This is a genomic window from Arthrobacter oryzae (assembly GCF_030812315.1).
GTDB classification, from domain to species: domain Bacteria; phylum Actinomycetota; class Actinomycetes; order Actinomycetales; family Micrococcaceae; genus Arthrobacter; species Arthrobacter oryzae_B.
Map to the genome: position 1 here is coordinate 130709 of NZ_JAUSSM010000007.1, position 24348 is coordinate 155056.

Annotated in this window: 21 protein-coding genes; 10 read left to right on the forward strand and 11 right to left on the reverse strand. The window is 66.3% G+C overall.

Annotation, left to right across the window (positions count from 1 at the left end):
• Positions 1-110: 110 nt before the first annotated feature.
• Positions 111-782, reverse strand: a complete 672-nt coding sequence (locus J2S97_RS15090; RefSeq protein WP_307050758.1) for a GntR family transcriptional regulator — start codon at positions 780-782, stop codon at positions 111-113.
• A gap of 156 nt (positions 783-938) precedes the next feature.
• On the opposite strand from J2S97_RS15090, the gene glyA reads away from it, so the two are divergent.
• The 7 genes from glyA to purU are packed head-to-tail and all read left to right on the forward strand — an operon-like array spanning position 939 to position 9853.
• On the forward strand, positions 939-2303 hold the full coding sequence (gene glyA / locus J2S97_RS15095; protein WP_307050759.1) for a serine hydroxymethyltransferase: 1365 nt from the start codon (positions 939-941) through the stop codon (positions 2301-2303).
• Positions 2300-3520, forward strand: coding sequence for a sarcosine oxidase subunit beta family protein (locus tag J2S97_RS15100; RefSeq protein ID WP_307050760.1), 1221 nt, complete (start codon positions 2300-2302; stop codon positions 3518-3520). Before glyA ends, J2S97_RS15100 begins: the two co-directional genes overlap by 4 nt.
• A gap of 28 nt (positions 3521-3548) precedes the next feature.
• Positions 3549-3995 (forward strand): sarcosine oxidase subunit delta, encoded by a 447-nt coding sequence (locus tag J2S97_RS15105; protein ID WP_307050761.1) that lies wholly within the window; start codon positions 3549-3551, stop codon positions 3993-3995.
• Positions 3992-6952 (forward strand): sarcosine oxidase subunit alpha family protein, encoded by a 2961-nt coding sequence (locus J2S97_RS15110; protein ID WP_307050762.1) that lies wholly within the window; start codon positions 3992-3994, stop codon positions 6950-6952. Before J2S97_RS15105 ends, J2S97_RS15110 begins: the two co-directional genes overlap by 4 nt.
• The gene (locus J2S97_RS15115; RefSeq protein WP_307050763.1) at positions 6945-7580 is read left to right on the forward strand and encodes a sarcosine oxidase subunit gamma; all 636 of its coding nucleotides are present in this window, start codon (positions 6945-6947) and stop codon (positions 7578-7580) included. The genes J2S97_RS15110 and J2S97_RS15115 overlap by 8 nt, the downstream gene beginning before the upstream one ends.
• Positions 7580-8953, forward strand: a complete 1374-nt coding sequence (locus J2S97_RS15120) for an L-serine ammonia-lyase (protein ID WP_307050764.1) — start codon at positions 7580-7582, stop codon at positions 8951-8953. Before J2S97_RS15115 ends, J2S97_RS15120 begins: the two co-directional genes overlap by 1 nt.
• A gap of 3 nt (positions 8954-8956) precedes the next feature.
• Entirely contained in the window at positions 8957-9853 is an 897-nt protein-coding gene (purU, locus tag J2S97_RS15125; RefSeq protein WP_307050765.1) for a formyltetrahydrofolate deformylase, read from the forward strand.
• 226 nt (positions 9854-10079) lie between these two features.
• Here purU and J2S97_RS15130 read toward each other — a convergent pair whose 3' ends face one another.
• On the reverse strand, positions 10080-11750 hold the full coding sequence (locus J2S97_RS15130) for a PucR family transcriptional regulator (protein WP_307050766.1): 1671 nt from the start codon (positions 11748-11750) through the stop codon (positions 10080-10082).
• Positions 11751-11861: 111 nt separating this feature from the next.
• On the opposite strand from J2S97_RS15130, the gene J2S97_RS15135 reads away from it, so the two are divergent.
• Together J2S97_RS15135 and J2S97_RS15140 are read left to right on the forward strand one after the other, a co-directional pair.
• The gene (locus J2S97_RS15135; RefSeq protein ID WP_307050767.1) at positions 11862-13400 is read left to right on the forward strand and encodes a purine-cytosine permease family protein; all 1539 of its coding nucleotides are present in this window, start codon (positions 11862-11864) and stop codon (positions 13398-13400) included.
• Positions 13401-13414: 14 nt separating this feature from the next.
• Positions 13415-14380, forward strand: coding sequence for a polysaccharide deacetylase family protein (locus J2S97_RS15140; RefSeq protein ID WP_307050768.1), 966 nt, complete (start codon positions 13415-13417; stop codon positions 14378-14380).
• A 129-nt stretch (positions 14381-14509) separates the two neighbouring features.
• On the opposite strand, the gene bcp is transcribed toward J2S97_RS15140, so the two are convergent.
• From bcp to J2S97_RS15180, 8 genes are all read right to left on the reverse strand, one after another.
• Positions 14510-14989: a thioredoxin-dependent thiol peroxidase gene (gene bcp / locus J2S97_RS15145; RefSeq protein ID WP_307050769.1), complete on the reverse strand. Its 480-nt coding sequence runs from the start codon at positions 14987-14989 to the stop codon at positions 14510-14512.
• 87 nt (positions 14990-15076) lie between these two features.
• Positions 15077-15760, reverse strand: coding sequence for a winged helix-turn-helix domain-containing protein (locus J2S97_RS15150; RefSeq protein ID WP_307050770.1), 684 nt, complete (start codon positions 15758-15760; stop codon positions 15077-15079).
• A gap of 11 nt (positions 15761-15771) precedes the next feature.
• The gene (gene allB / locus J2S97_RS15155) at positions 15772-17115 is read right to left on the reverse strand and encodes an allantoinase AllB (protein ID WP_307050771.1); all 1344 of its coding nucleotides are present in this window, start codon (positions 17113-17115) and stop codon (positions 15772-15774) included.
• A complete protein-coding gene (locus tag J2S97_RS15160; protein ID WP_307050772.1) occupies positions 17108-18385 on the reverse strand; it encodes a glycerate kinase in 1278 nt (425 codons plus the stop codon). Before J2S97_RS15160 ends, allB begins: the two co-directional genes overlap by 8 nt.
• Before the next feature lie 2 nt (positions 18386-18387).
• Positions 18388-20178: a glyoxylate carboligase gene (gcl, locus tag J2S97_RS15165; RefSeq protein WP_307050773.1), complete on the reverse strand. Its 1791-nt coding sequence runs from the start codon at positions 20176-20178 to the stop codon at positions 18388-18390.
• A 207-nt stretch (positions 20179-20385) separates the two neighbouring features.
• On the reverse strand, positions 20386-21297 hold the full coding sequence (locus J2S97_RS15170; RefSeq protein WP_307050926.1) for a 2-hydroxy-3-oxopropionate reductase: 912 nt from the start codon (positions 21295-21297) through the stop codon (positions 20386-20388).
• A 16-nt stretch (positions 21298-21313) separates the two neighbouring features.
• Positions 21314-22114, reverse strand: a complete 801-nt coding sequence (locus tag J2S97_RS15175; protein ID WP_307050774.1) for a hydroxypyruvate isomerase family protein — start codon at positions 22112-22114, stop codon at positions 21314-21316.
• A gap of 257 nt (positions 22115-22371) precedes the next feature.
• Positions 22372-22548: a CsbD family protein gene (locus tag J2S97_RS15180; protein ID WP_307050775.1), complete on the reverse strand. Its 177-nt coding sequence runs from the start codon at positions 22546-22548 to the stop codon at positions 22372-22374.
• 179 nt (positions 22549-22727) lie between these two features.
• Here J2S97_RS15180 and J2S97_RS15185 point away from each other — a divergent pair, with 179 nt between their 5' ends.
• Complete coding sequence (locus J2S97_RS15185; protein WP_307050776.1) at positions 22728-23585, forward strand: hypothetical protein; 858 nt, start codon at positions 22728-22730, stop codon at positions 23583-23585.
• Positions 23586-23608: 23 nt separating this feature from the next.
• Here the strand turns inward: J2S97_RS15185 and J2S97_RS15190 are convergent, their stop codons facing one another.
• Positions 23609-24295, reverse strand: coding sequence for an SRPBCC family protein (locus J2S97_RS15190; protein ID WP_307050777.1), 687 nt, complete (start codon positions 24293-24295; stop codon positions 23609-23611).
• Between the last annotated feature and the right edge of the window lie 53 nt (positions 24296-24348).

The window sequence follows — 24348 nt, forward strand, 5'->3', positions numbered from 1 at the left end:
GCGAAACGCTCTCTCACGACTGAGAGAGCGTTTCGGGTTTCGTTGCGAAAGGTGAGAGAGCGTTTCGGCTTTCGTTGCGAAAGGTGAGAGAGCGTTGAAGGGGGAGCCTCTTAGAGGACCTTTCGGATGGTCTCTTCGAAGCTTGTCACGTGGTGCAGGGCCAGCTCGCCCGCCTTGTCGGCGTCGCCGGCCGCCACCGCTTTGAGCAGCTCCACGTGTTCGGTGATGTGGCCCCTGACTGAGGGCACCTTGTCCAGGACCACGCACCAGATGCGTGTTGCCAGGTTGTCGTAGCGGATCAAGGTGCTTTCCAGATGTTGGTTGGCGGCCGCCCTGTAGATCAGCCGGTGCACCATCAGGTCGTAGCGCATGAGGTCGCGCGACTCCCCCTGTCCGGGGGCCAGCTGCGCGATGGCGTCGGCCACGTGCAGCAGTTCCTGCCGCATGCTCCCGCTTGCCCTGCTGGCAGCACGGCGGGCAGCCAGCGGCTCCAGCAGTTCCCGGATTTCCGAGACATCCGCCAGTTCCGTGAAATCCACATTGGTGGCAAAGGTTCCGCGGCGCGGATAGGAAATGACCAGGTGGTCCACTTCCAGCCGCTTGATAGCCTCACGCACGGGAGTGCGCCCAACTCCGAGCTCGGCGGCCAACTGCCCGTCATTGAGGGGTTCTCCGGGCCGTATTTCGAGCATGATCAGCTTGTCGCGCAGTTGCCGGTAGGCGGCCTCCGCCTGTGACGGTGCCTCGTCTTCCGTCTGAGGCAGGGCAAGAAGTGCATTCAAGGCGCCGCTCCGTTCTTCGCTGCAGGTTCGAAACTTCCAAGCGGAAGCTTCGTGCCACTTTCGTTCAGCTCTTGACTCTGCTGTGATCTCAATCATACCATTGCACTCTCACTAATATATTAGTTTTGCAGCAATAGTATTTCAAAAGGAGCATCCGTGGTTGAGCAGTTGAACGAGCGACTTTCCGCAGTCGATCCCGAGGTCCAGCAGGCCATCAACAATGAGCTGGGCCGCCAGCAGTCGACGCTGGAAATGATCGCCTCGGAGAATTTCGCCCCGTCTGCCGTCATGGAGGCGCAGGGCTCGGTCCTGACGAACAAGTACGCCGAGGGCTACCCCGGCAAGCGCTACTACGGCGGCTGCGAGCACGTTGACGTGATCGAGCAGCTGGCGATTGACCGGGTCAAGGCCCTGTTCGGCGCCGAATTTGCGAATGTCCAGCCGCACTCCGGCGCCCAGGCCAACGCCGCCGCCATGTTCGCCCTGCTGAACCCGGGCGACACCATCATGGGCCTGAGCCTGGCCCACGGCGGCCACCTCACCCACGGCATGAAGATCAACTTCTCCGGCAAGCTCTACAACGTGGTCCCGTACCACGTGCGTGAATCAGACCTCCGCGTGGACATGGCCGAGGTCGAGGCGCTGGCCCTGCAGCACCGGCCCAAACTGATCGTCGCCGGATGGTCCGCCTACTCCCGGCAGCTCGACTTCGCCGAGTTCCGCCGGATCGCGGACCTGGTGGGCGCCTACCTGATGGTGGACATGGCGCACTTCGCCGGCCTGGTGGCAGCAGGGCTGCACCCGAACCCGGTGCCGTACGCCGACGTCGTCACCACCACCACGCACAAAACCCTTGGCGGTCCGCGCGGCGGAGTCATCCTCGCCAAGGAGGAATTCGCCCGCAAGATCAACAGTGCCGTGTTCCCCGGCCAGCAGGGCGGCCCGCTGGAGCACGTCATCGCCGCCAAGGCCGTGGCATTCAAGCTGGCAGGCACCCCGGAATTCAAGGAACGCCAGGAACGCGTCCTGCAGGGATCCAAGCTGCTGGCCGAACGGCTCCTCCACGACGACGTCGCCGCGGCAGGCATCTCCGTGGTCAACGGCGGCACCGACGTCCACCTGGTCCTCGTGGACCTGCGGAACTCGGAACTGGACGGCCAGCAGGCCGAAGACGCGCTGCACCGGATCGGCATCACGGTCAACCGGAACGCCGTGCCGTTCGACCCCCGCCCGCCGATGGTTTCCTCCGGCCTCAGGATCGGTACCCCCGCCCTCGCCACCCGCGGCTTTGGCGCGGTGGAATTCACCGAAGTGGCGGACATCATCGCGACGGCGCTCATCGCTGCCGCGACCAGCGGCGACACCGACGGCGGATCGCTCAGCGAGGATATCGCCGTCGAACTCCGCGCACGCGTCACGGCCCTTGCCGATCAATTCCCGCTTTACCCGCATCTTTCCCAGGACGACAGCGGCGATGAGATTGCCGCCTTTGAAACAGACATGATTGGAGCAGCCCAGTGAGCAACCAACAGCTTCCGGAGCACCCGGATTTTCTCTGGCGCAATCCGGAGCCTAAGTCTTCCTATGATGCGGTGATTGTGGGCGGGGGCGGGCATGGTCTGGCCACGGCGTATTTCCTGGCGAAGAACCATGGGATGACTAACATCGCCGTCCTGGAAAAGGGCTGGCTGGCCGGCGGCAACATGGCCCGGAACACCACTATCATCCGGTCCAACTATCTTTGGGACGAGAGCGCGGCTATCTATGAGCATGCCCTGAAGCTCTGGGAAGTCCTGCCGGAGGAGCTGGAGTACGACTTCCTGTTCAGCCAGCGGGGTGTGATGAACCTGGCCCACACGCTCGGTGATGTCCGTGAGAGCATCCGGCGTGTGGGAGCGAACAAGCTCAATGGCGTGGACGCTGAGTGGCTGGAGCCGGACCAGGTCAAGGAACTGTGTCCGATCCTGAACATCAGCGACAATATCCGCTACCCCGTTATGGGCGCCACGTACCAGCCGCGGGCGGGTATCGCCAAGCATGACCATGTGGCGTGGGCCTTCGCCCGCAAGTGCGATGAGCTGGGTGTGGACATCATCCAGAACTGCGAGGTCACCGGTTTCGTCAAGGACGGCAACCGTGTGGTGGGTGTCAAGACCAACCGGGGCACGATCAATACCGAGAAGGTGGGCCTGTGCGCTGCCGGGCACAGCTCGGTCCTGGCCGAAATGGCCGGCTTCCGGCTCCCTATCCAGTCCCACCCGCTGCAGGCGCTGGTTTCTGAACTGCACGAACCGGTCCACCCCACGGTGGTGATGTCTAACCACGTGCACGTCTACGTTTCCCAGGCGCACAAGGGCGAGCTGGTCATGGGTGCCGGCGTGGACTCCTATAACGGTTACGGCCAGCGCGGTTCGTTCCACGTGATCGAGCATCAGATGGCCGCGGCCGTCGAACTGTTCCCGATTTTTGCCCGTGCGCATGTGCTCCGGACCTGGGGCGGGATCGTGGACACGACCCTGGATGCCTCCCCGATCGTGGGCACCACGCCGGTGGAGAACATGTTCGTGAACTGCGGCTGGGGGACCGGCGGCTTCAAGGGCACGCCGGCTGCCGGGCTGACGTTCGCGCACACCATCGCCACCGGCACCCCGCACGAGCTGAACAGGCCGTTTGCGCTGGAACGCTTCGAAACCGGGGCCCTGATCGATGAACACGGCGCAGCCGCCGTCGCCCACTAGCCAGCGGTCCATTAGAAAGAAGACGCACATGCTGCTTATCTCATGCCCCAACTGCGGCTCCCGCGACGAGACCGAGTTCCACTACGGCGGCCAGGCCCACGTACCCTACCCGGAGAACCCGAGCGGGCTGAACGACCGCGAATGGGCCGAGTTCCTGTTCTACCGGGACAACACCAAGGGCATCTTTGCCGAGCGCTGGCTGCACAGCACCGGCTGCCGCCAGTGGTTCAACATGCTCCGTGACACGGTCACCTATGACATCCAGTCGATCTACCCGATGGGTGCGCCCCGGCCGGACAAGGCCGCCGCGGCACCTGAGTCCGGCACTGCCAGCACCGCCGCTGACAGCACCACTACCGGGTCCGCGGCGCCCAGCATCGCGGCAACCAGCATCACCTCCACCAGCACCGCCCCAAGCACGGCCCCGAGCACCACCCAGTCCGGCACCACTGCCCCGGAAGGAGCAACCAAGTGACTTCCCAGAACGCCCGCCTCGCCGCCGGCGGACGCATCGACCGCAGCATTTCCTGGCGTTTTACCGTGGACGGCGAGGAATTCACCGGACACCCGGGCGACACGATCGCTTCGGCGCTGCTCGCCAACGGCCGGGTCGCTGCCGGCAACTCGCTGTACGAGGACCGGCCCCGCGGGATCATGGCCGCCGGTGTGGAGGAACCCAACGCGCTGGTGAAGATCTTCCCGCGCTTCCCGGGCCACGTGGCGGAGTCCATGCTCCCTGCCACCACCGTCACCCTGGTGGACGGCCTGAAGGCGGAACTGCTGAACGGCCTGGGCCGGCTGGATCCGGAGGAGGACCGGGCCGAGTACGACAAGAAGTACGTCCACACGGACGTCCTGGTGATCGGCGGCGGACCAGCCGGCCTCGCCGCGGCCCGCGAAGCCGTCCGCACCGGCGCCCGGGTGATGCTGCTGGACGACCAGCCCGAACTGGGCGGCGCGCTGCTGTCCGGTTCCACGGCCCCCGGCCTGGCCGAGAGCATCGAGGGCAAGCCGGCCCTGGAATGGGTGGCGGACGTCGAAGCCGAGCTCGTCTCGGCGGCCGAATGCACCGTCCTGAACCGCACCACGGCTTTCGGCGCCTATGACGCCAACTACGTCATCGCGGTCCAGAACCGCACCGACCATCTGTCCAGCCCGGCCGCTCCCGGGGTGTCCCGGCAGCGGATTTGGCATATCCGTGCCCATCAGGTGGTGCTGGCTCCGGGCGCCCACGAACGCCCGCTGGTCTTCGAGAACAACGACCGCCCCGGCATCATGCTCGCCTCGGCCGTCCGCAGCTACCTTAACCGCTACGCCGTCGCCGCGGGGCAGCGGGTGGTCATCAGCACCACCAACGACAGCGCCTACGCCCTGGCCGCGGACCTGCGGGCCGCCGGGGTCAGGGTCGCCGCCGTCGTCGACGCCCGCCCCAAGCTGACCGAGGTGGCTGCTGCCGCCGTTGAAGCCGGGACCCGGGTGCTGATCGGCAGCGCCGTGGCCAACACCGCCTCCGGCGCCGCCGACGGCCGTGTTGAGAGCGTCACCGTCCGTAGCATTAACGACGACGGCGAACTGACCTCCGGCATCGAAGAGATCGCCTGCGACCTGCTGGCGGTTGCCGGTGGTTGGAGCCCGCTGGTGCACCTGCACTCGCAGCGGCAGGGCAAGCTGCGCTGGGACGATGACCTGGCGGCGTTCGTGCCGAGCACCGTGGTCCCGAACCAGCAGATTGTCGGCTCCGGCCGCGGCAGCTTCGACCTCGTTGACTGCCTTGCCGAGGGCATCTCGGCCGGGGCCTCGGCGGCGATCGCGGCGGGCTTCAGCCCGGAAAATTCAGATGGGGTTATCGTTCCTCTGGTCCTTGACGGGCCGAAGGCGTCTGCCCCGACCCGGCAGCTGTGGCTGGTCCCGGGACAGGCCGGCACACCGGATGACTGGCACCACCACTTCGTCGACTTCCAGCGGGACCAGTCCGTGGCCGATGTCCTGCGCTCCACCGGGGCCGGGATGCGGTCTGTGGAGCACATCAAGCGCTACACCTCCATCAGCACCGCGAACGACCAGGGCAAGACCTCCGGCGTCAACGCGATCGGCGTCATCGCCGCGGCCCTCCGGACCGCCGGCGAGGCGTCGCGGGGGATCGGTGACATCGGCACCACCACTTACCGGGCGCCGTTCACCCCCGTGGCCTTCGCGGCCCTCGCCGGACGCCAGCGCGGCGAGCTGTTCGACCCCGCCCGGGTCACCTCGATCCACCCCTGGCACGTGGCACAGGGTGCCCTGTTCGAGGACGTGGGGCAGTGGAAGCGGCCCTGGTACTACCCGCAGGACGGGGAGGACATGGACACCGCCGTGCTGCGCGAGTGCGGAGCCGTCCGGGAGTCCGTGGGTTTCATGGACGCCACCACGCTTGGCAAGATCGAAATCCGGGGCAAGGACGCCGGTGAGTTCCTCAACCGGATCTACACCAACGCGTTCAAGAAGCTCGCCCCGGGTTCGGCCCGTTACGGCGTGATGTGCATGGCGGACGGCATGATCTTCGATGACGGCGTGACCCTGCGCCTGGACGAGGACCGGTTCTTCATGACCACCACCACCGGCGGCGCCGCGAAGGTGCTGGACTGGCTGGAGGAATGGCTGCAGACCGAATGGCCGGAACTGGACGTGCACTGCACCTCGGTGACCGAACAGTGGTCCACCATCGCCGTCGTCGGGCCCAAATCCCGTGCGGTCATCGCCAAAGTGGCACCCGAACTCGCCGCCGGCGGCGGGCTCGAGGCGGAAGCCTTCCCGTTCATGACTTTCCGTGAAACCACCCTCGCCTCCGGCGTCCGCGCCCGGGTCTGCCGGATCTCCTTCTCCGGCGAACTGGCCTACGAGATCAACGTGCCGTCCTGGTACGGGCTGAACACCTGGGAGGCCGTGGCCGCGGCCGGGGCCGAATTCAACATCACCCCGTACGGCACCGAAACCATGCACGTGCTCCGGGCCGAAAAGGGCTACCCGATCGTCGGGCAGGACACCGACGGCACCGTCACCCCGCAGGACGCCGGGATGGAATGGGTGGTCTCCAAGGCCAAGGACTTCATCGGCAAGCGCTCCTACGCCCGGGCCGACGCCCGGCGCGAGGACCGCAAGCACCTGGTCAGCGTCCTTCCCGTGGACGGAACGCTGCGGCTGCCCGAAGGCACCCAGCTCGTGGAAAAGGGGATCACCACCAACCCCGCGTACGGGCCCGTCCCGATGCAGGGCTTCGTGACCTCCAGCTACCACAGCGCCGCGCTCGGCAGGTCGTTCGCCCTGGCGCTGATCAAGAACGGCCGCAACCGCATCGGCGAGACCCTCGTGGCCGCCGCCGGCGACCAGCTGGTCGACGTCATCGTCGCCGAAACCGTACTTTTTGACCCCGAAGGGACCCGCAAAGATGGCTAACACCACAGCACTCACAGGCATCAATGGACTCCGGGACATCCGCCGCAGCCCGGCCTCGCACCTGGCCGAAGCGCTGGAGACCGGCTCCGTCCCGGGAAAGGTCGTCCTGAAGGAAGGCCCCTTCCAGACCATGGCCGGCGTCCGCGTCGACCCCAGCTCCGAGGAAGGGGCCCGGATCGCCTCCGTCACCGGCGGACTGCCGGTCCGCTGCGGGGAGGTGGCCGGCAGGGAAGGTGTCAGCGTCCTCTGGCTGGGACCGTCCGAGTTCCTCGTCGTGGCAGCGGAGGAAGCCCATGACTCCCTGGGCGGAGACCTGATCGGCTCCCTCACTTCCGCCCTGGGCGACGCTCCGGGCCAGGTGGTGGACCTCTCCGCCAACCGCACCACGTACGAACTCTCCGGCCCGCGGGCCCGGGCGGTGCTGGAGAAGGGCTGCGCCCTGGACCTCCATCCCCGCAAGTTCAAGCCCGGCACGGCGCTTTCCACGGAGGTCGGCAACATCCCGGTCACCCTGTGGAAGACCGGCGAGGAAAGCTTCCGGCTGTTCCCCCGGGCCTCGTTCGCGGACTTCCTGGGCCGCTGGCTCCTGGATGCCATGAGGGAATACGCCTCCCCTGAGGTCCCTTAATGGCACTTAGCGCCCTGGACCTGTTTTCCGTTGGCATCGGGCCGTCGTCGTCACACACGGTCGGCCCGATGCGGGCAGCAAAACTGTTCGCCGACGGGCTCAAAAGCGAAGGACACCTGAGCACCACCGTCGGGGTCCAGGCCGAACTGTTCGGATCACTCGGTGCCACCGGCCGGGGCCACGGCTCCGACAAGGCCGTGGTGCTGGGCCTGCAGGGCCTGGACCCGGAAACCGTGGACACCTCCACCGCTGATGACCAGGTGGCCGCGGCCGCCCTCGACGCCGAACTCCGGATCGGCGGGCACCACCGGGTGGACTTCAACTGGGACGAGGACGTGGTGCTGCACCGCCGCAAATCACTGCCCGCCCACCCGAACGGCATGACCTTCCGGGCACTCGACCACACCGGCGCGGTCCTCAGCGAACGGAGCTTCTATTCAATTGGGGGCGGCTTCGTGGTTGACGGCGACGCCGACGCCGGCGACCAGGTGGTGGCCGACGCCACCGTCCTGCCCTACCCGTTCACCACCGCCGACGAACTCCTGGCCATCTGCAGCCGCGAAGGCATGTCCATCTCCGATGTGATGCTCGCCAACGAACTCACCTGGCGCAGCGAAGCTGAACTCCGCCAGAAGCTGCTGGCACTCTGGGCCGTGATGCGCGAATGCGTGGACAACGGCTGCGCCGCGGAAGGAATCCTCCCCGGCGGGCTGAACGTCAGGCGACGGGCGCCGTCGCTCTTCCAGACCCTAACGGCGGACACCGGCGTGACCGACCCGCTCCGGGCCATGGAATGGGTCAACCTCTTCGCCCTCGCCGTCAACGAGGAAAACGCCGCCGGCGGCCGCATCGTCACCGCCCCCACCAACGGCGCGGCCGGCATCGTGCCGGCGGTGCTGCACTACTACGTCAAGTTCGTCCCTGGAGCCAACGACGACGGCGTGGTCCGCTTCCTGCTGGCCGCTGCCGCCGTCGGAATCCTGTTCAAGATCAACGCCTCCATCTCCGGCGCCGAAGTGGGCTGCCAGGGCGAGGTGGGTTCCGCCTGCTCCATGGCCGCCGCCGGCCTCTGCGAAGTCCTCGGCGGCACGCCCGAACAGGTGGAGAACGCCGCCGAAGTGGGCATCGAACACAACCTCGGGCTGACCTGCGACCCCGTGGGCGGCCTGGTGCAGATCCCCTGCATCGAACGGAACGCGATCGCCAGCGTCAAAGCCATCAACGCCGCCCGCCTGGCGCTGCACGGCGACGGCAGCCACAAGGTATCGCTGGATAAAGCCATCAAAACCATGCGTGAGACAGGAGCGGACATGAAAACCAAATACAAGGAGACCTCCCGCGGGGGCCTCGCCGTGAACGTCATCGAATGCTGAGCCATGACTTCCATCGAGACTGAAACCTTTACCGGTCCCTCCGCGACCACCGTGGAGCATGTCCTGACGCTCGACTGCCGGGAGTCGCCGGGCATCGTCCACGCCGTCTCCGGCTTCCTGCTGGAACACGGCTGCGACATCATCGACAACCAGCAGTTCGGCGAACGCTCCGAAGGGCACTTCTTTATGCGGGTGCACTTCGCGTCCGACGGCGATGCCTCCACCGCGGACACCCTGCGGGCCGCTTTTGCCCCGGTGGCTGACCGCTTCGGGATGAGCTGGCGGCTGGAGCCGCAGGGTTCCAAGCGCCGGGTCCTGATCATGGTGTCCAAGTTCGGGCACTGCCTCAATGACCTGCTGTTCCGCGCCAGGATCGGCGAACTGCCCGTTGATGTGGTGGCCGTGGTCTCCAACCACACGGACCACCAGGCACTCGTGGAATGGCACGGCATCCCGTTCTTCCACGTGCCCGTCACCGCCGCCACCAAGCCCGAGGCGGAGGGCCGGCTGCTGGAACTTATCGACGAGTTCGACGTCGAACTCGTGGTGCTGGCCCGCTACATGCAGGTCCTCAGCGATGGCCTGACGCGGAAACTGGACGGCAAGGCGATCAACATCCACCACTCGTTCCTGCCCAGCTTCAAGGGCGCCAAACCGTACCACCAGGCCTACGCCCGCGGCGTGAAGACCGTGGGCGCCACCGCGCACTACGTCAACGGCGAGCTCGACGAAGGGCCGATCATTTCGCAGCAGACCGTCGAAGTGGACCACACCTACGGTCCGGAGGACCTCGTCGCCGCCGGCCGCGATACCGAGTGCAAGGCGCTCAGCAACGCCGTGCGCTGGCACTGCGAAGGCCGGGTCGTCCTCCGCGGCAACAGGACAGTGGTGCTCCGCTAACCTACCCCCGCGGCCCACCGGGACGCTCTCTCACTTCCTGTCGCCTTAGACGGGACGCTCTCTCACTTCCCGCCGCCTAAGCCTGGACGCTCTCTCACTTCCTTGGGGAAAGTGAGAGAGCGTCCCTGTTTTTGTTGCGAAAGGTGAGAGAGCGTCCTGTATTCCGGCCGGGCTGCAGCTTCCCGCCTGGCTGCAGCTTCCCGCCTGGCTACAGCTTCCCGCCTGGCTACAGCGCGGCCAGCCGGGTGGCCAGGTGCAGCGCAGCGAGCCGGCCCGTTCCCCGCGGATCGCCGCCGCACAGCTCGAAAATCCGCTGCAGGCGGTGGTGCATCGACTGCCGTTCCACGTGTAGTTCCCGGGCGGCCTGAGCTGTGTTGCAGCCGGAGTCGAGCCAGGTTGCCAGCGTTGCAAGCAGCTGCGAGTTCCGCCGTGCGTCGTGCTCCAGCACGGGTCCCAACTGCTGGCGGACAAAGTCCTGCCGCACGCCCTGGTCCAGATGCTGCGCCACCAGGCGCTCCACGGCGAGGTGTTCGACGTCGAGCACCACACCTTCGGTTTCCGACAGCGGCCGCGCCGCCGCGCGGAGCGAACCCTTCCCGGCAAGATCCAGGGCGCACTTCGCCTCGGACAGGGACCACGGTGCGTTTTCGATCCCGGCCGCCAGGGGACCCACGGCCGTCATGGTTCCGGCCTCAACCGGCAACTCCCGCAACGCCGACACGAGCCCGGCCCGCGCGGCTGCCGCCCCGTCGAAGGGAAGGGCGGCAAGGGCCAGAAGCTCCGCGTTGTCCACGTAGCTGGCGCTCTGCTGGGCGGACCGTTTCAGGATTTTGTCCATTGCCGCGCGCAGCTGCTGCGAGGTGGAAGTCCTGACGACGACGGCGACGACCGTCGCGGAAGGCGGGATCCCGGCAGCCGGAGAGAGCTGCTGAAGCCGCCAGGGCTGGCTGCCGGAGCTGATAGCCCGCAGGAGCGCGGTCCCTGCCACCTCTTTCAGCCCGGGCGGCATCCGCTGCAGCAGCGCCAGCGACAGGATGTCAATGCAGCGCCCCCCGGCAACACGCGCCAGGTTGACGTCGGCACCGTGCGGGACACTGATGGCCAGCCTAGCGGAGGGAACACCGCGGACCGGAACGTCGATGCTGATCAACGTGCCGTCAGCGCCCGGCCCGGCGCCCGGCCCGGCTTCCTGTCCGGGCCTTTCGTCTGTCCCGGAGCCGCCTGCCCCGGAGCCGCCCGCCGGAGTGGAGCCGCCTGCCGGAGTGGAGCCGCCTGCCGTGGAGCCGCCCGCCGGCTGCGTGCCCGCACCTGCGTCGTCAGGGCCGGCGCTGCCCGGTCCCGCGCTGCCCAGAGTCACGCCGGACACCGACGAGAGCTCCAGCGTCGCGTCAATGATTCCGGCCAGCACTGCCAGGATCTGGTCGAGGCTGCTTCCGTGGGCCAGTTCAACAGCCATGGCGTGGCTGGCCTCATCGGCGCGGCGCAGGTGGGCCACCGATTCGCTGACGAGCATCGAATTGATGGCCTGCATGATGCCCACAAAGGGCACCACCTTGCGGAATTCAATCAGGGGAAGCCCGGCGCTTTCCGCCGCCTGGACCATCGACGACGGAATGGCTGCCAGGGTCTGGCCGGTTTCCACTGCCAGGGCACCCACGCCCCGGGCGGCAAGCTGCCGGACGTACTCCACCCGGCGGCCATCCGATGCCGTAGCCAATGCATCGCCGCCGGTGAGAAGAAGCTCGCCGCCGCTAAGTAGGGGGGCTATATCCAAAACCTCACTGGAGTGGACCCATCGCAACTGGGTACTGGCCGCTGCGGCCGCGCCGGCGCGGATCACGGGATCAGCGGCGATGAGGGTGGAGTGTTTCAGGATTTCGCTGAGCTTGATTGGCATTACGCTCCGTCATGCAAAGGGTCGTTTTCGTGTACATATCGTATCTTGTCTCGTGTGGTCTGCAGCACATAATCTTGCGGTATCCCCCTTTTCTCCCTATGGAGGCCCCACATGCATAACAACTCCACTGCAGCCTCGGCTGGCGCAGTGCAGGCAGTCGACAACGACGTCGAAGCCTGGCTGCAGCCCATCCCGGAATCCCAGCGGACCAGGAAAGTCTCCGGACAATTCTGGATCTGGGCCGGCGCCAACCTCGCCCCCATCAACTGGGTGCTCGGCGCCCTCGGCATCCACCTCGGACTCGGCTTCGCCGACACAGTCATCGTTCTGGTTTTGGGGAACCTGATCGGCATGCTGTTGTTCGGCTGCTTCGTCCTGCTCGGCCAGAAAACGGGCGCTACCGGCATGGTGCTTGCCCGCGCGGCGTTCGGCAGGCGCGGAAACTACCTTCCCGCCGCCATCCAGGCGCTGCTGGTGATCGGCTGGTGCGCCGTGAACACCTGGATCATCCTGGACCTGGTGATGGCGCTCTTCGGAACCCTTGGCTGGGTTGACCCGACGGCCCAGAACTACGGCTGGAAGATCGGCGTCGCCACGGCCATCATGGCTGCGCAGGTAGCCATTGCCTGGTTCGGCTACAAGGCCATCGCGGCATTTGAAAAGTGGACAGTGCCGCCCACCATCATCATCCTCGCGGTGATGTCCGCCGTCGCCTGGTTCGGCATGAAGATCAACTGGTCCTACGCCGGACCTGCCGGCAACATCCTCGAAGGCTCGGAGCGGATCGCAGCCATGAGCGCCGTCATGACGGCCATCGGTATCGGCTGGGGCATCACGTGGTTCACCTACGCCGCCGACTACTCCCGCTTCGTCAGCACCGAAGTGCCGAAGCGAAGGGTCTACCTGGCCTCGGTCCTGGGGCAGTTCATCCCCGTTGTCTGGCTCGGAATCCTGGGTGCCAGCCTCGCCACCAACAGCGGCGAGATCGATCCCGGAAAACTCATCGTCCAGAACTTCGGAGTCCTTGCGCTTCCCGTGCTGCTGATGGTCCTGCACGGACCGATCGCCACCAACATCCTGAACATCTACACCTTCTCCGTCGCGACCCAGGCGCTCGACATCACCATCAGCCGCCGCAAACTCAACCTGTTCGTCGGCGTGTTCTCGCTGGCCGCCGTCGTCTTCTTCATCTTCCAGGAGGACTTCGCCGCCGTGCTGGATGCGTGGCTCATCGGACTCGTGGCATGGGTGGCTGCCTGGGGCGGAGTGATGCTGGTGCACTACTTCTGGATCGAGAAGCGCTGGCCCGGCGACGCCTCACGGCTGTTCGACGCCGTGGGAACCAAGCGCCTCCCCGGCGTGAACTGGGCCGGCATCGTATCCCTCCTGGTCGGCATCTTCGCCACCTGGCTGTTCATGTACGGGCTGGTCCCGGCAATGCAGGGCCCCATCGCTGTGGCCCTGGGCGGCTGGGACCTGTCCTGGCTCGCCGGCGGACTCAGCAGCGCCGCGTGCTACGCGGTTCTGGGACCCCGGTATCACCGCAAGTTTCTGGTCGGCGCCGAACCGCAGCCGGTGGAGATAACCGTCCCGGAGGCAACTGACCCCGGGGCGGCAGCCCGCCCGACAACAACCGCCGTCTCGCTCTAGAAAGGAATCGGACCATGGAATTCCCCGCTTTCCCGGACTCCGCCCATCCCATTACCTGGCCCGAAGGGTATCGGGCGGCCGCATCCTTCACCTTCGACGTGGATGCGGAGTCATGCACCATCGCCCACGACCCCGCCAGCACGCGCCGGATGTCCCTCATGACCCACCAGTCCTACGGACCCAAGGTTGCGGTGCCGCGGCTGCTGCAGATCCTGCAGCGCCAAGACATCCAGGCCACCTTCTTCATCCCCGGCTTCACCGCCGAAAGCTACCCCGACGTGGTGCGCCGGATCGTGGATGCAGGCCACGAGATCGCCCATCACGGATACCTGCACGAACCCATGCAGGGCATCGATGCAGCCACCGAGGCACGGTACATCGACCGGGGGCTGGAAGCACTGGCAAAGGTCGCCGGCGTTCGTCCGGTCGGCTACCGCGCCCCCTGGTGGGAACTGAACTGGCACTCGCCGGCACTGCTGGCGGATAGGGGCTTCCTCTACGACTCCAGCCTGCTCGACGGCGATGCGCCGTACCGCTTCAGCGTCGCCGAGGGCGATTCCAGGGACCTGGTCGAGATCCCGGTCGACTGGGCTCTTGACGACTGGGAGCAGTACGCCTTCTACCCCGGCGTCACCGGCTCTGGTGTCATCGAAAGCCCGGCCAAGGTCCTCGAGATGTGGACGCTCGAAGCAGAGGCGCACCACGCGGCGGGAAGCTGCTTCGTGCTGACGAACCATCCATTCATCTCCGGCCGGCCGTCCAAAGCCGTGGCCCTCGAACAGCTGATCAGCCGGGTCAAGGCCATGGACGGCATGTGGGTCACCACCATGGCCAAAATCGCCGAGCATACGCGGGAGACGGTCACTGAGGTCCACAGCCATGCGCGCATCGAGGTTCCCGGCTTCCCCGACGCCGGCGCCCGCTTCACGCCGGCACAGGTCCGTCACTCCGCAGTGGCATCCGACCGGGCCCGCATCTAACGGCGCGACGCTCTCTCACTATTTACACAAAAACCGGAACGCTCTCTCAATGCTGAGAGAGCGTTCCGGTTTTTTATGCGATAAGTGAGAGAGCGTTTGGGAAAAGGGTGCAGGAAGTGAGAGAGCGTCCTAGACGCCCAGGGTTTCCTTCAGCGCCGCGACGTGGCCCTGGGCCTTGACCTGGTACTGAGCGAGCTTCACTTTGCCTTCGGGGTCGAGCACCACAGTGGAGCGGACGATGCCCTCGGTGACCTCGCCGTCCCGCAGCTTTTCGCCCCATGCGCCGTAAGCCAAGGCCACGGAGTGGTCCTCATCGGCCAGGAGCGGGAAGGTGAGCGCGAAATCGCCGGTGAAGTGGGCCAGCTTTTCAGGAGCGTCGGGGGAGACGCCCAGGACCTCGTAGCCTGAGCCTTGCAGGGACTCGAGGCTGTCGCGGAAATCGCAGGCCTCGGTGGTGCAGCCCGGGGTGGCCGCTTCCGGGTAGAAGTACACAATGACGTTCTTGCCGCGGTAATCGGCCAGCGACGTCGGCTTGCCCTCGGCGTCCGGCAGGGTGAAGTCCGGCGCCTGGGTTCCGGGCTGGAGCTTGGTGGTCAGAGTGTGGCTCATGATGATCCTTCGGGAGTCTGATTACTGACAAGGCGGTGCGTACTCAACGGGCTGACTGAGCTGGTTTCTACTGGAACAACCACGGGCTCAGATGCAGTATTCCGCAGGCCCGCGCACTTTGGCGTGGGGGCCGGGGACGAACTGGTAGCCGCCTCCACGCACCGTGGCGACCGCATGCCGGCCGCGGCGCAGCTTCCGCCGCACCCGGCCAACGTACACATCGATGGAACGGGAGGCCGCTGCGGGGGAATCGAACGATTCCAGGAACAGCCGGAGCTCTTCCCGGCTGATGGCCCGAGAACAATTCTCCACGAGATAGCGCAAAAGCTTGAATTCGACGCCGGTCAGCGCCACCGGCTCACCGTCCAGCCGGACCTCGCCGGCGGCAAGATCCACGGACACCAGGCTCACGGGCCCGGCCAACGGCGGGAGGGGAGTTGCGCCGTCGTCGCCCTCCGGGGAGTCCTCCGGGACGGACGACGACGGCACCTGGGTTCCGCTGCCGGCTGCCCCGTGCGGTCCCCCCGGCAGGGCAGCGTGGGCGGCGGAAGTTGCAGCTCCGGCGGGCCAAACGTGGACTTCCGCCTCCGGAGCGATCTTCAGGGCACGCGCCAGCAACAGTTCCGCGGCGCGCGCCATCACGGCGTCGTCAATGTCCTGGTCGCCGTCCGGGGTGACCCAGACTGCCAGGCCATGGGCCTTGAGCGCGGGGCCGGACTTGGCTGGCCCCGTCGCACATATGCCGCGCGGGGAATGTACCTGGACAGCCATCGCGTGGTGCCTCAGACGCCGCCGCGGCGGATGAGCTTGCCGCCGGGGGTCTGGCCGTCGATTGCATGTCCGCGCAGGAAGGTCCTGCGGACCACTCCGGACAGCGCCTTGCCGTCGTAGGGCGTGATGGGGTTCTTGTGCTTCAGTTTGGAGACGTCCACCACGAAGGCCTCATCCGGGGCGAAGACAGAGAAGTCGGCATCATACCCGAGCGCCAGCTGGCCCTTGTTGGAGAGGCGTGCCAGGGCGGCGGGCTTCTCGGCCATCCAGGAAACTACCTGCTCCAGCGGGATGCCGCGGTGCCGGGCCTCGGTCCAGATCAGCGACAGGCCGAGCTGCAGCGAGGAAACGCCGCCCCAGGCCACGGCGAAGTCGCCGTTTTCCAGGTCCTTCAGGTCAAGCGTAGAAGGGGAGTGGTCCGAGACGATGCAGTCGATGGTGCCGTCCTGCAGGCCCTTCCACAGCAGCTCACGGTTGGAGGCCTCGCGGATGGGCGGGCAGCACTTGTACGCGGTGGCGCCGTTGGGGATTTCCTCAGCCATGAGCGTGAGGTAGTGCGGGCAGGTCTCAACGGTGAGGTGAACGCCGTCGCGTTTGGCGGTGGCGATCATCGGCAGGGCGTCCGAGGAGGAAAGGTGCAGGATGTGGGCGCGGGCGCCGGTCCAGCGGGCGCGCTCGATCACCTCGGCGATGGCTTTGTTCTCGGCCCCGCGGGGGCGGGAGGCAAGGAACGTCGAGTACTGGTCGCCGCCGGGGTGGGGCGCGTGGTCGATCGCGTGGGAGTCTTCGGCGTGGACGATCATGAGCGAGTCGAAGGACTTCAGCTCGGCCATGTCCTCTTCCATCTCGTCCGCCTCCAGGTGTGGGAACTCGTCCACGCCGGAGTGCAGCAGGAAGCACTTGAAGCCGAACACGCCCTCGTCGTGCAGCGGGCGGAGGTCCGCCTTGTTGCCGGGCACGGCGCCTCCCCAGAACCCGACGTCCACGAACGCCTGGTCCTCGGCCACTTCGCGCTTGAGCTTGAGGCCTTCCACCGTGGTGGTGGGCGGGATGGAGTTCAGCGGCATGTCGATGATGGTGGTGACACCGCCGGCCGCGGCGGCACGGGTGGCGGACGCGAAGCCCTCCCATTCGGTCCGGCCGGGCTCGTTGACGTGGACATGGGTGTCCACCAGGCCGGGAATGAGGGTCTCGTCCTCGGCCAGTTCGATCACTTCCGCGCCGGACAGGCCGTTGCCGAGCGGCTCGATGGCGACGATCTTGCCGCCACGCACGCCCACTTCACGCGCCGCGATGCCGGCGGTGGTGAGGACTCGCTGGCCCCGGATGACGAGGTCAAAGCTTTCTTCAGACATTGAGGGGCTCCTTAGTGCGGGCGCTGTTCACTGGTGGGGTGGAATCGGCCGGTGTGGAATCGGCCGGTGTGGAATCGGCCGGTGTGGAACCGGCCGGGGCGGCGCCGGCCGGGACCAGGTCCGCCAGCTCCACGCCGATGTTCTTTCCCAATTGTTCGAGCAGGGGTCCTGCTTCGGCTATACATATTTCTACCTTGGCCTCCAGCGAGGTCAGAGGATAGACCTGACGGAAGCCGGAATCCTTCTGCTGCTCCGGCGTCAGCGTGGTCCGTCCGCAGACGGCCACCACCGGAACGCCGGCCCGTGCAGCCGCCCGCGCCACGCCCATGGGCGTCTTGCCGAGGAGGCTCTGTTCGTCCAGGCTGCCTTCGCCGGTGATCACCAGGTCCGCACCGGCCAGCCGGTCCGCGAGCCCGGTGAATTCAAGGACGACGTCGATGCCCGGCCTGCGCGTCGCGGCCAGGACCGCGATGGCGGCGTAGCCCACGCCGCCCGCCGCCCCGGCCCCGGGTGCGTCCGCGGCCTTCAGCGCGCGGGGCCCGATCTCGGCGGCGAGGACGTTTACGAAGTGCGACACCGCGGCGTCGAGGGTTGCCACGTCCTCAGGGGTGGCGCCCTTCTGCGGGCCGAAGATCGCCGGGGCGCCTTCGGTTCCGAGCAGCGGGTTGTCCACATCGCTGGCGAGGACAAACCGTGCCTCGTCCAGCCGGGAGTCGAAGCCGGAGAAGTCGATCCGGTCCAGTCTTGCGAGGGCCGCACCGCCGGGCGGCAGTTCGTTGCCCTCGGCGTCGAGGAGCTGCGCGCCGAGTCCCTGCAGGACTCCGGCGCCGCCGTCGGTGTTGGCGCTCCCGCCGACGCCCAGAATGATCTGCCGGCATCCGGCGTCGAGCGCTGCCCGGATCAGTTCCCCGGTGCCCAGGCTGGTCGCGTTCCTTGCGGTGACGGAATCCGGCATGCCGGCTGAGCCGCCCTCCGTGGGGAGCACGGCGAGCCCGGAGGCGGCAGCCATTTCGATGACCGCTTCACGGCCGCGGACCGCAAACTCCGCCCGGAGCGGCTGTCCCGTGGGGCCGCTGACCAGGGCGCTCCGGCGGGTGAAGCCGGAGCCGACGGCGGCGTCGAGGGTGCCCTCGCCGCCGTCGGCCACCGGAATCCGGACGACGTCCAGGTTGTGGCCCGTGGCCGCCTGCAGCCCTGTATCCAGGTGCCGGGCAACCTCCGGGGCGGACAGTGAGCCCTTGAACTTGTCCGGCGCGATCACGATCCGCATGGTTAGGCCTGCATCGCCAGGATGGCGGTGGGGGCGTCCGCGCTGGTCTCGGCCAGTTCCTCGAACTCGTTGACCGCGTTGATTTCCACGCCCATGGAGATGTTGGTGATCTTTTCCAGGATCACTTCCACAACCACGGGAACCTTGAACTCGCCGGCCAGCGCCTTGGCCTTGTCGAACGCGGAGCCCAGGTCGTTGGGGTCCTCCACGCGGATGGCCTTGCAGCCCAGGCCTTCGGCAACCTTGACGTGGTCCACGCCGTAGCCCGCTGCGGTTGCAGAGAGATCAGTGCTGTTGATGTTCTCGAAGGCCAGGGAAACGTTCTGCTCCATGTTGAAGCCGCGCTGGGACTGGCGGATCAGGCCCAGGTAGGAGTTGTTGACCACCACGTGGATGTACGGCAGGTTGAACTGCGCGCCCACGGCCAGTTCCTCGATCATGAACTGGAAATCGTAGTCACCGGACAGGGCAACAACGGTCTCCTCCGGCTTGCCGCGGACAACGCCCAGGGCGGCCGGGGCGGTCCAGCCCAGGGGGCCGGCCTGGCCGGCGTTGATCCACTTGCGCGGGCCGAACACGTGCAGCATCTGGGCGCCGGCGATCTGGGACAGGCCGATGGTGGACACGTACGTGGTGTCCTTGCCGAAGGACTTGTTCATCTCCTCGTACACGCGCTGCGGCTTGATGGGGATGTTCTCGAAGTGCGTCTTGCGGTGCAGGCTGGCCTTGCGCTCGGCGCATTCGGCGGCCCAGCCGGAGTAGTCCGGCAGGGATCCGGCTGCGCGGCGTTCGTGGGCCAGTTCGATCAGGCCGTTCAGGGCGGCGCCTGCGTCGGACGCGATGCCGAAGTCCGGGGAGAACACGCGGCCGATCTGCGTGGGCTCGATGTCGATGTGCACGAACTTGCGGCCGGCCGTGTAGGTGTCCAGGCCGCCGGTGTGGCGGTTGGCCCAGCGGTTGCCGATGCCGATCACGAAGTCGCTGCGCAGGTAGTTCTCGTTGCCGTAGCGGTGCGAGGTCTGCAGGCCCACCATGCCGGCCATCAGCGGGTGGTCGTCGGCGATGGCGCCCCAGCCCATCAGGGTGGGGATGACCGGAACGCCCAGCAGTTCGGCCAGTTCAACCAGCTGCTCGGAGGCGCCGGCGTTGATGATGCCGCCGCCGGCCACGATCAGCGGGCGCTCGCCTGCGGTCAGCATGTCCAGGGCCTTTTCCAGCTGCTTGCGGCTGGCCTTGGGCTTCTCAACGGGCAGAGGCTCGTAGGTGTCGATGTCGAATTCGATCTCGGCCATCTGCACGTCGATCGGCAGGTCCAGCAGCACGGGGCCGGGGCGGCCGGAGCGCATCAGCTGGAACGCCTTCTGGAAGGCGCCGGGAACCTGGCCGGGCTCCAGGATGGTCATGGCCATCTTGGTGACGGGCTTGGCGATGGACTCGATGTCCACGGCCTGGAAGTCTTCCTTGTGCAGCTTGGCCACGGGGGCCTGGCCGGTGATGCAGAGCATGGGGATGGAGTCAGCCCATGCCGCGTACAGTCCGGTGATCATGTCGGTGCCGGCAGGGCCGGAGGTGCCGATGCAGATGCCGATGTTGCCGTCTTTTGCCCTGCTGTAGCCGTCCGCCATGTGGCTGGCGCCTTCAACGTGGCGGGCCAGCGTGTGGCGGATGCCGCCGTGGGCCCGCATGGCCGAATAGAAGGGGTTGATTGCCGCGCCTGGCAGGCCGAACGCCTCGATGGCGCCCTCCTTTTCCAGGATTGCGACGGCAGCGTCTACGGTGCGCATCTTGGTCATTGTGTACTCCTAGGAAGTCTATGGTTGCCCTCTGCGGGCGGAATTTGGGCTGTTTTTGAGCTGTTTTTGGGTGTGCTAAAGGAAGCCCGGGTGGCAAAGCCTTTACGAAACCGGGGCAGCTGCTACGAGTTTTTGTCCAGATAATGGCCTCTAGAGGTCCATTTGGGCCGATTATCTGGACAAAAACTCGGGAGGGAGGGAGTGGGGCTACTTCCGGCCGCTGAGCTGGAGGACCTGCTTGAAGAGGCCCGAGTGGTCGAGTCCGCCGTCGCCCTGGTTGACGGTGGCGGCGACGAGCTGCGCGACGACGGCGCCGAGGGGGACGGCCACGTTGGCTTCGCGGGCGGCGGAGGTGACGATGCCAAGGTCCTTGTGGTGGAGAGCAAGGCGGAAGCCGGGGTCGAAGTTGCGGTCGAGCATCTTCTGGCCCTTCTGGTCCAGGACCTTGGAGCCGGCGAGGCCGCCGCCGAGGACCTTGAGGGCTGCGTCCGTGTCCACGCCGTAGGCTTCAAGGAAGGCGATGGCCTCACCGAGGACCTCAATGTTGACCGCGACGATCAGCTGGTTGGCTGCCTTGACGGTCTGGCCGGAGCCGGACGGGCCGACGTGGACGATGGTCTTGCCGACGGCGTTGAGGACGTCCTGTGCTGCCTCGAAGTCAGCCGCTTCGCCGCCCACCATGATGGAGAGTGCGGCGTCGATGGCGCCCTGCTCGCCGCCGGAGACGGGGGCGTCGAGCGGGCGGATGCCGGCTGCGACTGCGTCCTCGGAGAGGCGCTTGGCCACATCCGGGCGGATGCTGGAAGCGTCGATCCACAGGGTGCCCTTCTTCGCGTTGGCGAAGACGCCGTCCTTGCCGCTGACTACGCCCTCAACATCGGGGGAGTCCGGGACCATGGTGATGACGACGTCGGCGTCCTTGACTGCATCCGCGATGCTCGTGGCACCCTTGCCGCCTTCGGAGACCAGCTTGTCGATCTTGTCCTGGCTGCGGTTGAAGCCGGTGACGGTGTGGCCGGCCTTGACCAGGTTGATGGCCATGGGCAGGCCCATGATTCCGAGTCCGATGACTGCAACATTGCTCATTGTGGTTCTCTTTCTGAAGTCTTTGTGGTGAATCCGGAGCGGCTGGGGACTACTGCGAGACGCGCTGGCGGATGGCCCAGCTGAACGCGGTCTCCGCCGGTTCCTTGTATTCGAGGCCGATGTAGCCCTCGTAGCCGAGTTCGCGGCTGCGGGCGATCCATTCGCCGAGGGGAAGCTCTCCGGTTCCGGGAGCCCCGCGGCCGGGGTTGTCGGCGATCTGGATGTGGCCGAAGTCCTTCGCGTGCTTTTCGATGATGGCGGCGACATCGTCTCCGTTCACGGCCAGGTGGTAGAAGTCGGCGAGGAGCTTGATGTTCTCCGCGCCGGATTCCTCCTTGACCCGGGCAATGACGGTGAGGGCGTCCTGGGCCTTGAGGAGTGGGTACTTGGGGGCGCCGCTGACGGGTTCCAGCAGGACAGTGCCGCCGATGCGGGCGACGCCGGCTGCCGCAGCCGCGAGGTTTTCGGCGCCGATGGCATCCTGCTTCTCGGCCGATTCGCCGTCAACGCGGTTGCCGTAGAGGGCGTTGAAGGCCTTGCAGCCGAGGCGCTCGCCGATGCCGGCGACAACGTCGATGTTGTCCTGGAATTCGGTGGAGCGTGCGGGCCAGGAGACCAGGCCGCGGTCGCCGCCGGGCATGTTGCCGGCGTTGAAGTTCAGGCCGGTGAGCTGCACGCCAGCGTCGGTGATGGCGTTCTCGAACTCGGTGACCTGGGCGTCGGTGGGGACGGAGGTTTCGAAGGGCCACCAGAATTCGACGGCGTCAAAGCCGGCGGCCTTCGCTGCGGCGGGCCGCTCCAGGAGCGGCAGTTCCGTCAGCAGGATGGAGCAGTTCACTGTGTACGTCATTGTCATGTCCTTGCGTGGTCCGGTGTTCCGTCTGTCCAACAGTAACTTCCTTAGATATTTCGTATTGTGGAAGTAATATTCTGCTGTATGAAAAGTGTAGAACCAGTCGGGCGTAGACGTCAACCATTAAGGCGGGGGCGGGCGGCGGGGAGCTGAAGGTGCGGCGGCGTCGCAACGGGCAGGCTGGCGGCGTCGGCTGCGCGCGGGAACAGAAAAACGGGCGGCTCTTGGAGAGCCGCCCGTTCGCTTGTTCCTATTTAGTGCCGCCTGAAGGCGTGCTTGATCTTTTCGCCTGCCTGCTTGAGGTCGGCCCTGACTGCGCGGCCCTTGCCTTCGGCCCTCATGCGGTCGTTGCCACTGATCTCACCGGCGGCTTTCTTTCCTTTGCCGTGAAGCCTCTCCGCGGCGTTGTGGATCCTGTCACCCAAACCCATTGCGGTCCTCCTTGTGGTGCGGCCGGTTCGGCTGATTGCCGCCTATGCCGCCACTTAAATTGTAGAAAGGAATGGCCGCTGCGGACCGGTCGGTAGCCCAAAATGATCCGCGGGAATGCGCCTTAGCAGGAGTACCCTAAGAACCATAAGCATGCTTGCTATCTGAAGGGGTGGTTCTCATGAAAAACGTTGCGACTCTTGGCCTGGCGGCCGCGGCGATGCTCGCCCTGGCCGCGTGTACGGGCGGCGGTGGCCAGAGCCCTTCACCCACCGCCACTGCAACCACAACCGCAGCGCAGGACAAGGTCTATAGCGAAGACGAACTCCGCGAGCTCATCTCCGGCAAGTCCGACAAGGACGGCAGTGAGCTCAAGCTGTACTCAAAGGACCAGGTGGAACAGGGCGGCCGCATAGCGGGACTGCTGATGAGCGCTGCCACCACCGATCCGGAGGACTGCAAGGCGATCGCCACGGCCGGCCTGCTGGACACTGTCGAAACCGGCGACGTGGCCATAGCAATCTCGGAGAGTCCCCAGCCCCGCACTTTGTCCGCCCAGTCCGGAAGCGAAGGGCCTGACGCCGTCGCCCTCCTCAACGACGTCAGCGGCAAAATGGCCCAGTGCGCCAGCTTCAGGGTCTCAGTGCTCGGGCAGAGTTATGACGTCGCCAGCAGGGAACTTCAGGCCGAAACCGACGGAGAGAAGAACTTCGCAACGATCAGTAGCCGCGGCGGCAACGATTCTGACATGCTGATGCAGGTTTCCGCAGCCACGGGCCGGCTCCTGGTGGTGGCCACCAAGGGCGGTGCCAATCTTGGCGGCGCCGATCAGGTGGAACTGGAGGAGCTGGTCAACGAGGTCCTCGACAAGGCCGGAGCCGGTTCCACCGGAACTCCAACGCCTGACGGCACGGAAACCGGCACGGAAACCGGCACGGAGACCGCTACAGAAACCAGCACGGCCACAGTCACCGTGACGCCAACTGAATCCGAGTCCCCGGCGAGTCCTTCACCGACAGCTACCGGCACCGGCCAGTAACCGGCCGGCCAGTAACCGGCCGGTCAGTGCTGGCCCAGGCCACCTCCCATCGGCGGGATGTAGCCGTCGCGTCGATGTTGCTCCCGTTGGCGTTCCGCGGCGCTGTAGTTTTCGCCCTCCGCTGTTTCATCGGACTCGCCCTCGAAATCGACCAGTCCGTTGGTCTGGTCGAATGGATGCGCGAAACGGTTGTACTCCGGACCGGTTTTTGCTGTGCCGGCCGGGGTTTCGGTGGTACCGACCGGGGTTTCGGCGGCCCCGGGAACTGATGCCTGCCCTGCGCCTGTCGCATGGCCTTCGTGCTCGATGAATTCCTTGAACTTCTTGAGGTCGTGCTCGGCCTGGCGGGCCACGATGTGGAGCAGGTCGCCCACCTTCTCCACCGCACCCTCGGGCTGGTACTCCAAGGTGAGCTTCAGCGAAGTCCTGCCGCCGCCTGCGTCATCGAATTCCACGGCACCGGAATTTGCGGCGCCCGCGGTGGCCGCCCACGCCACCCGCCGGTCCGGAACCTGGTCCAGAATCTTGGCCTCCCACTCCCGGCGGACGCCTGCGATATGGGCTATCCATTTCAGGCGATCGTCGCTGAGCCGGGTGACGCTTTCCACGCCGCCCATGAAATGCGGGAACTCCTCGAACCGGATCCACTGGCTGTAAGCCGTGCTCACCGGAACGTTGACCACAATTTGCTTTTCAACTGTCGTGCTCACAGCATCTCCTTCGACTGGGACCGAAGCTGATGAAGAGACGTGCAGGTCATCAG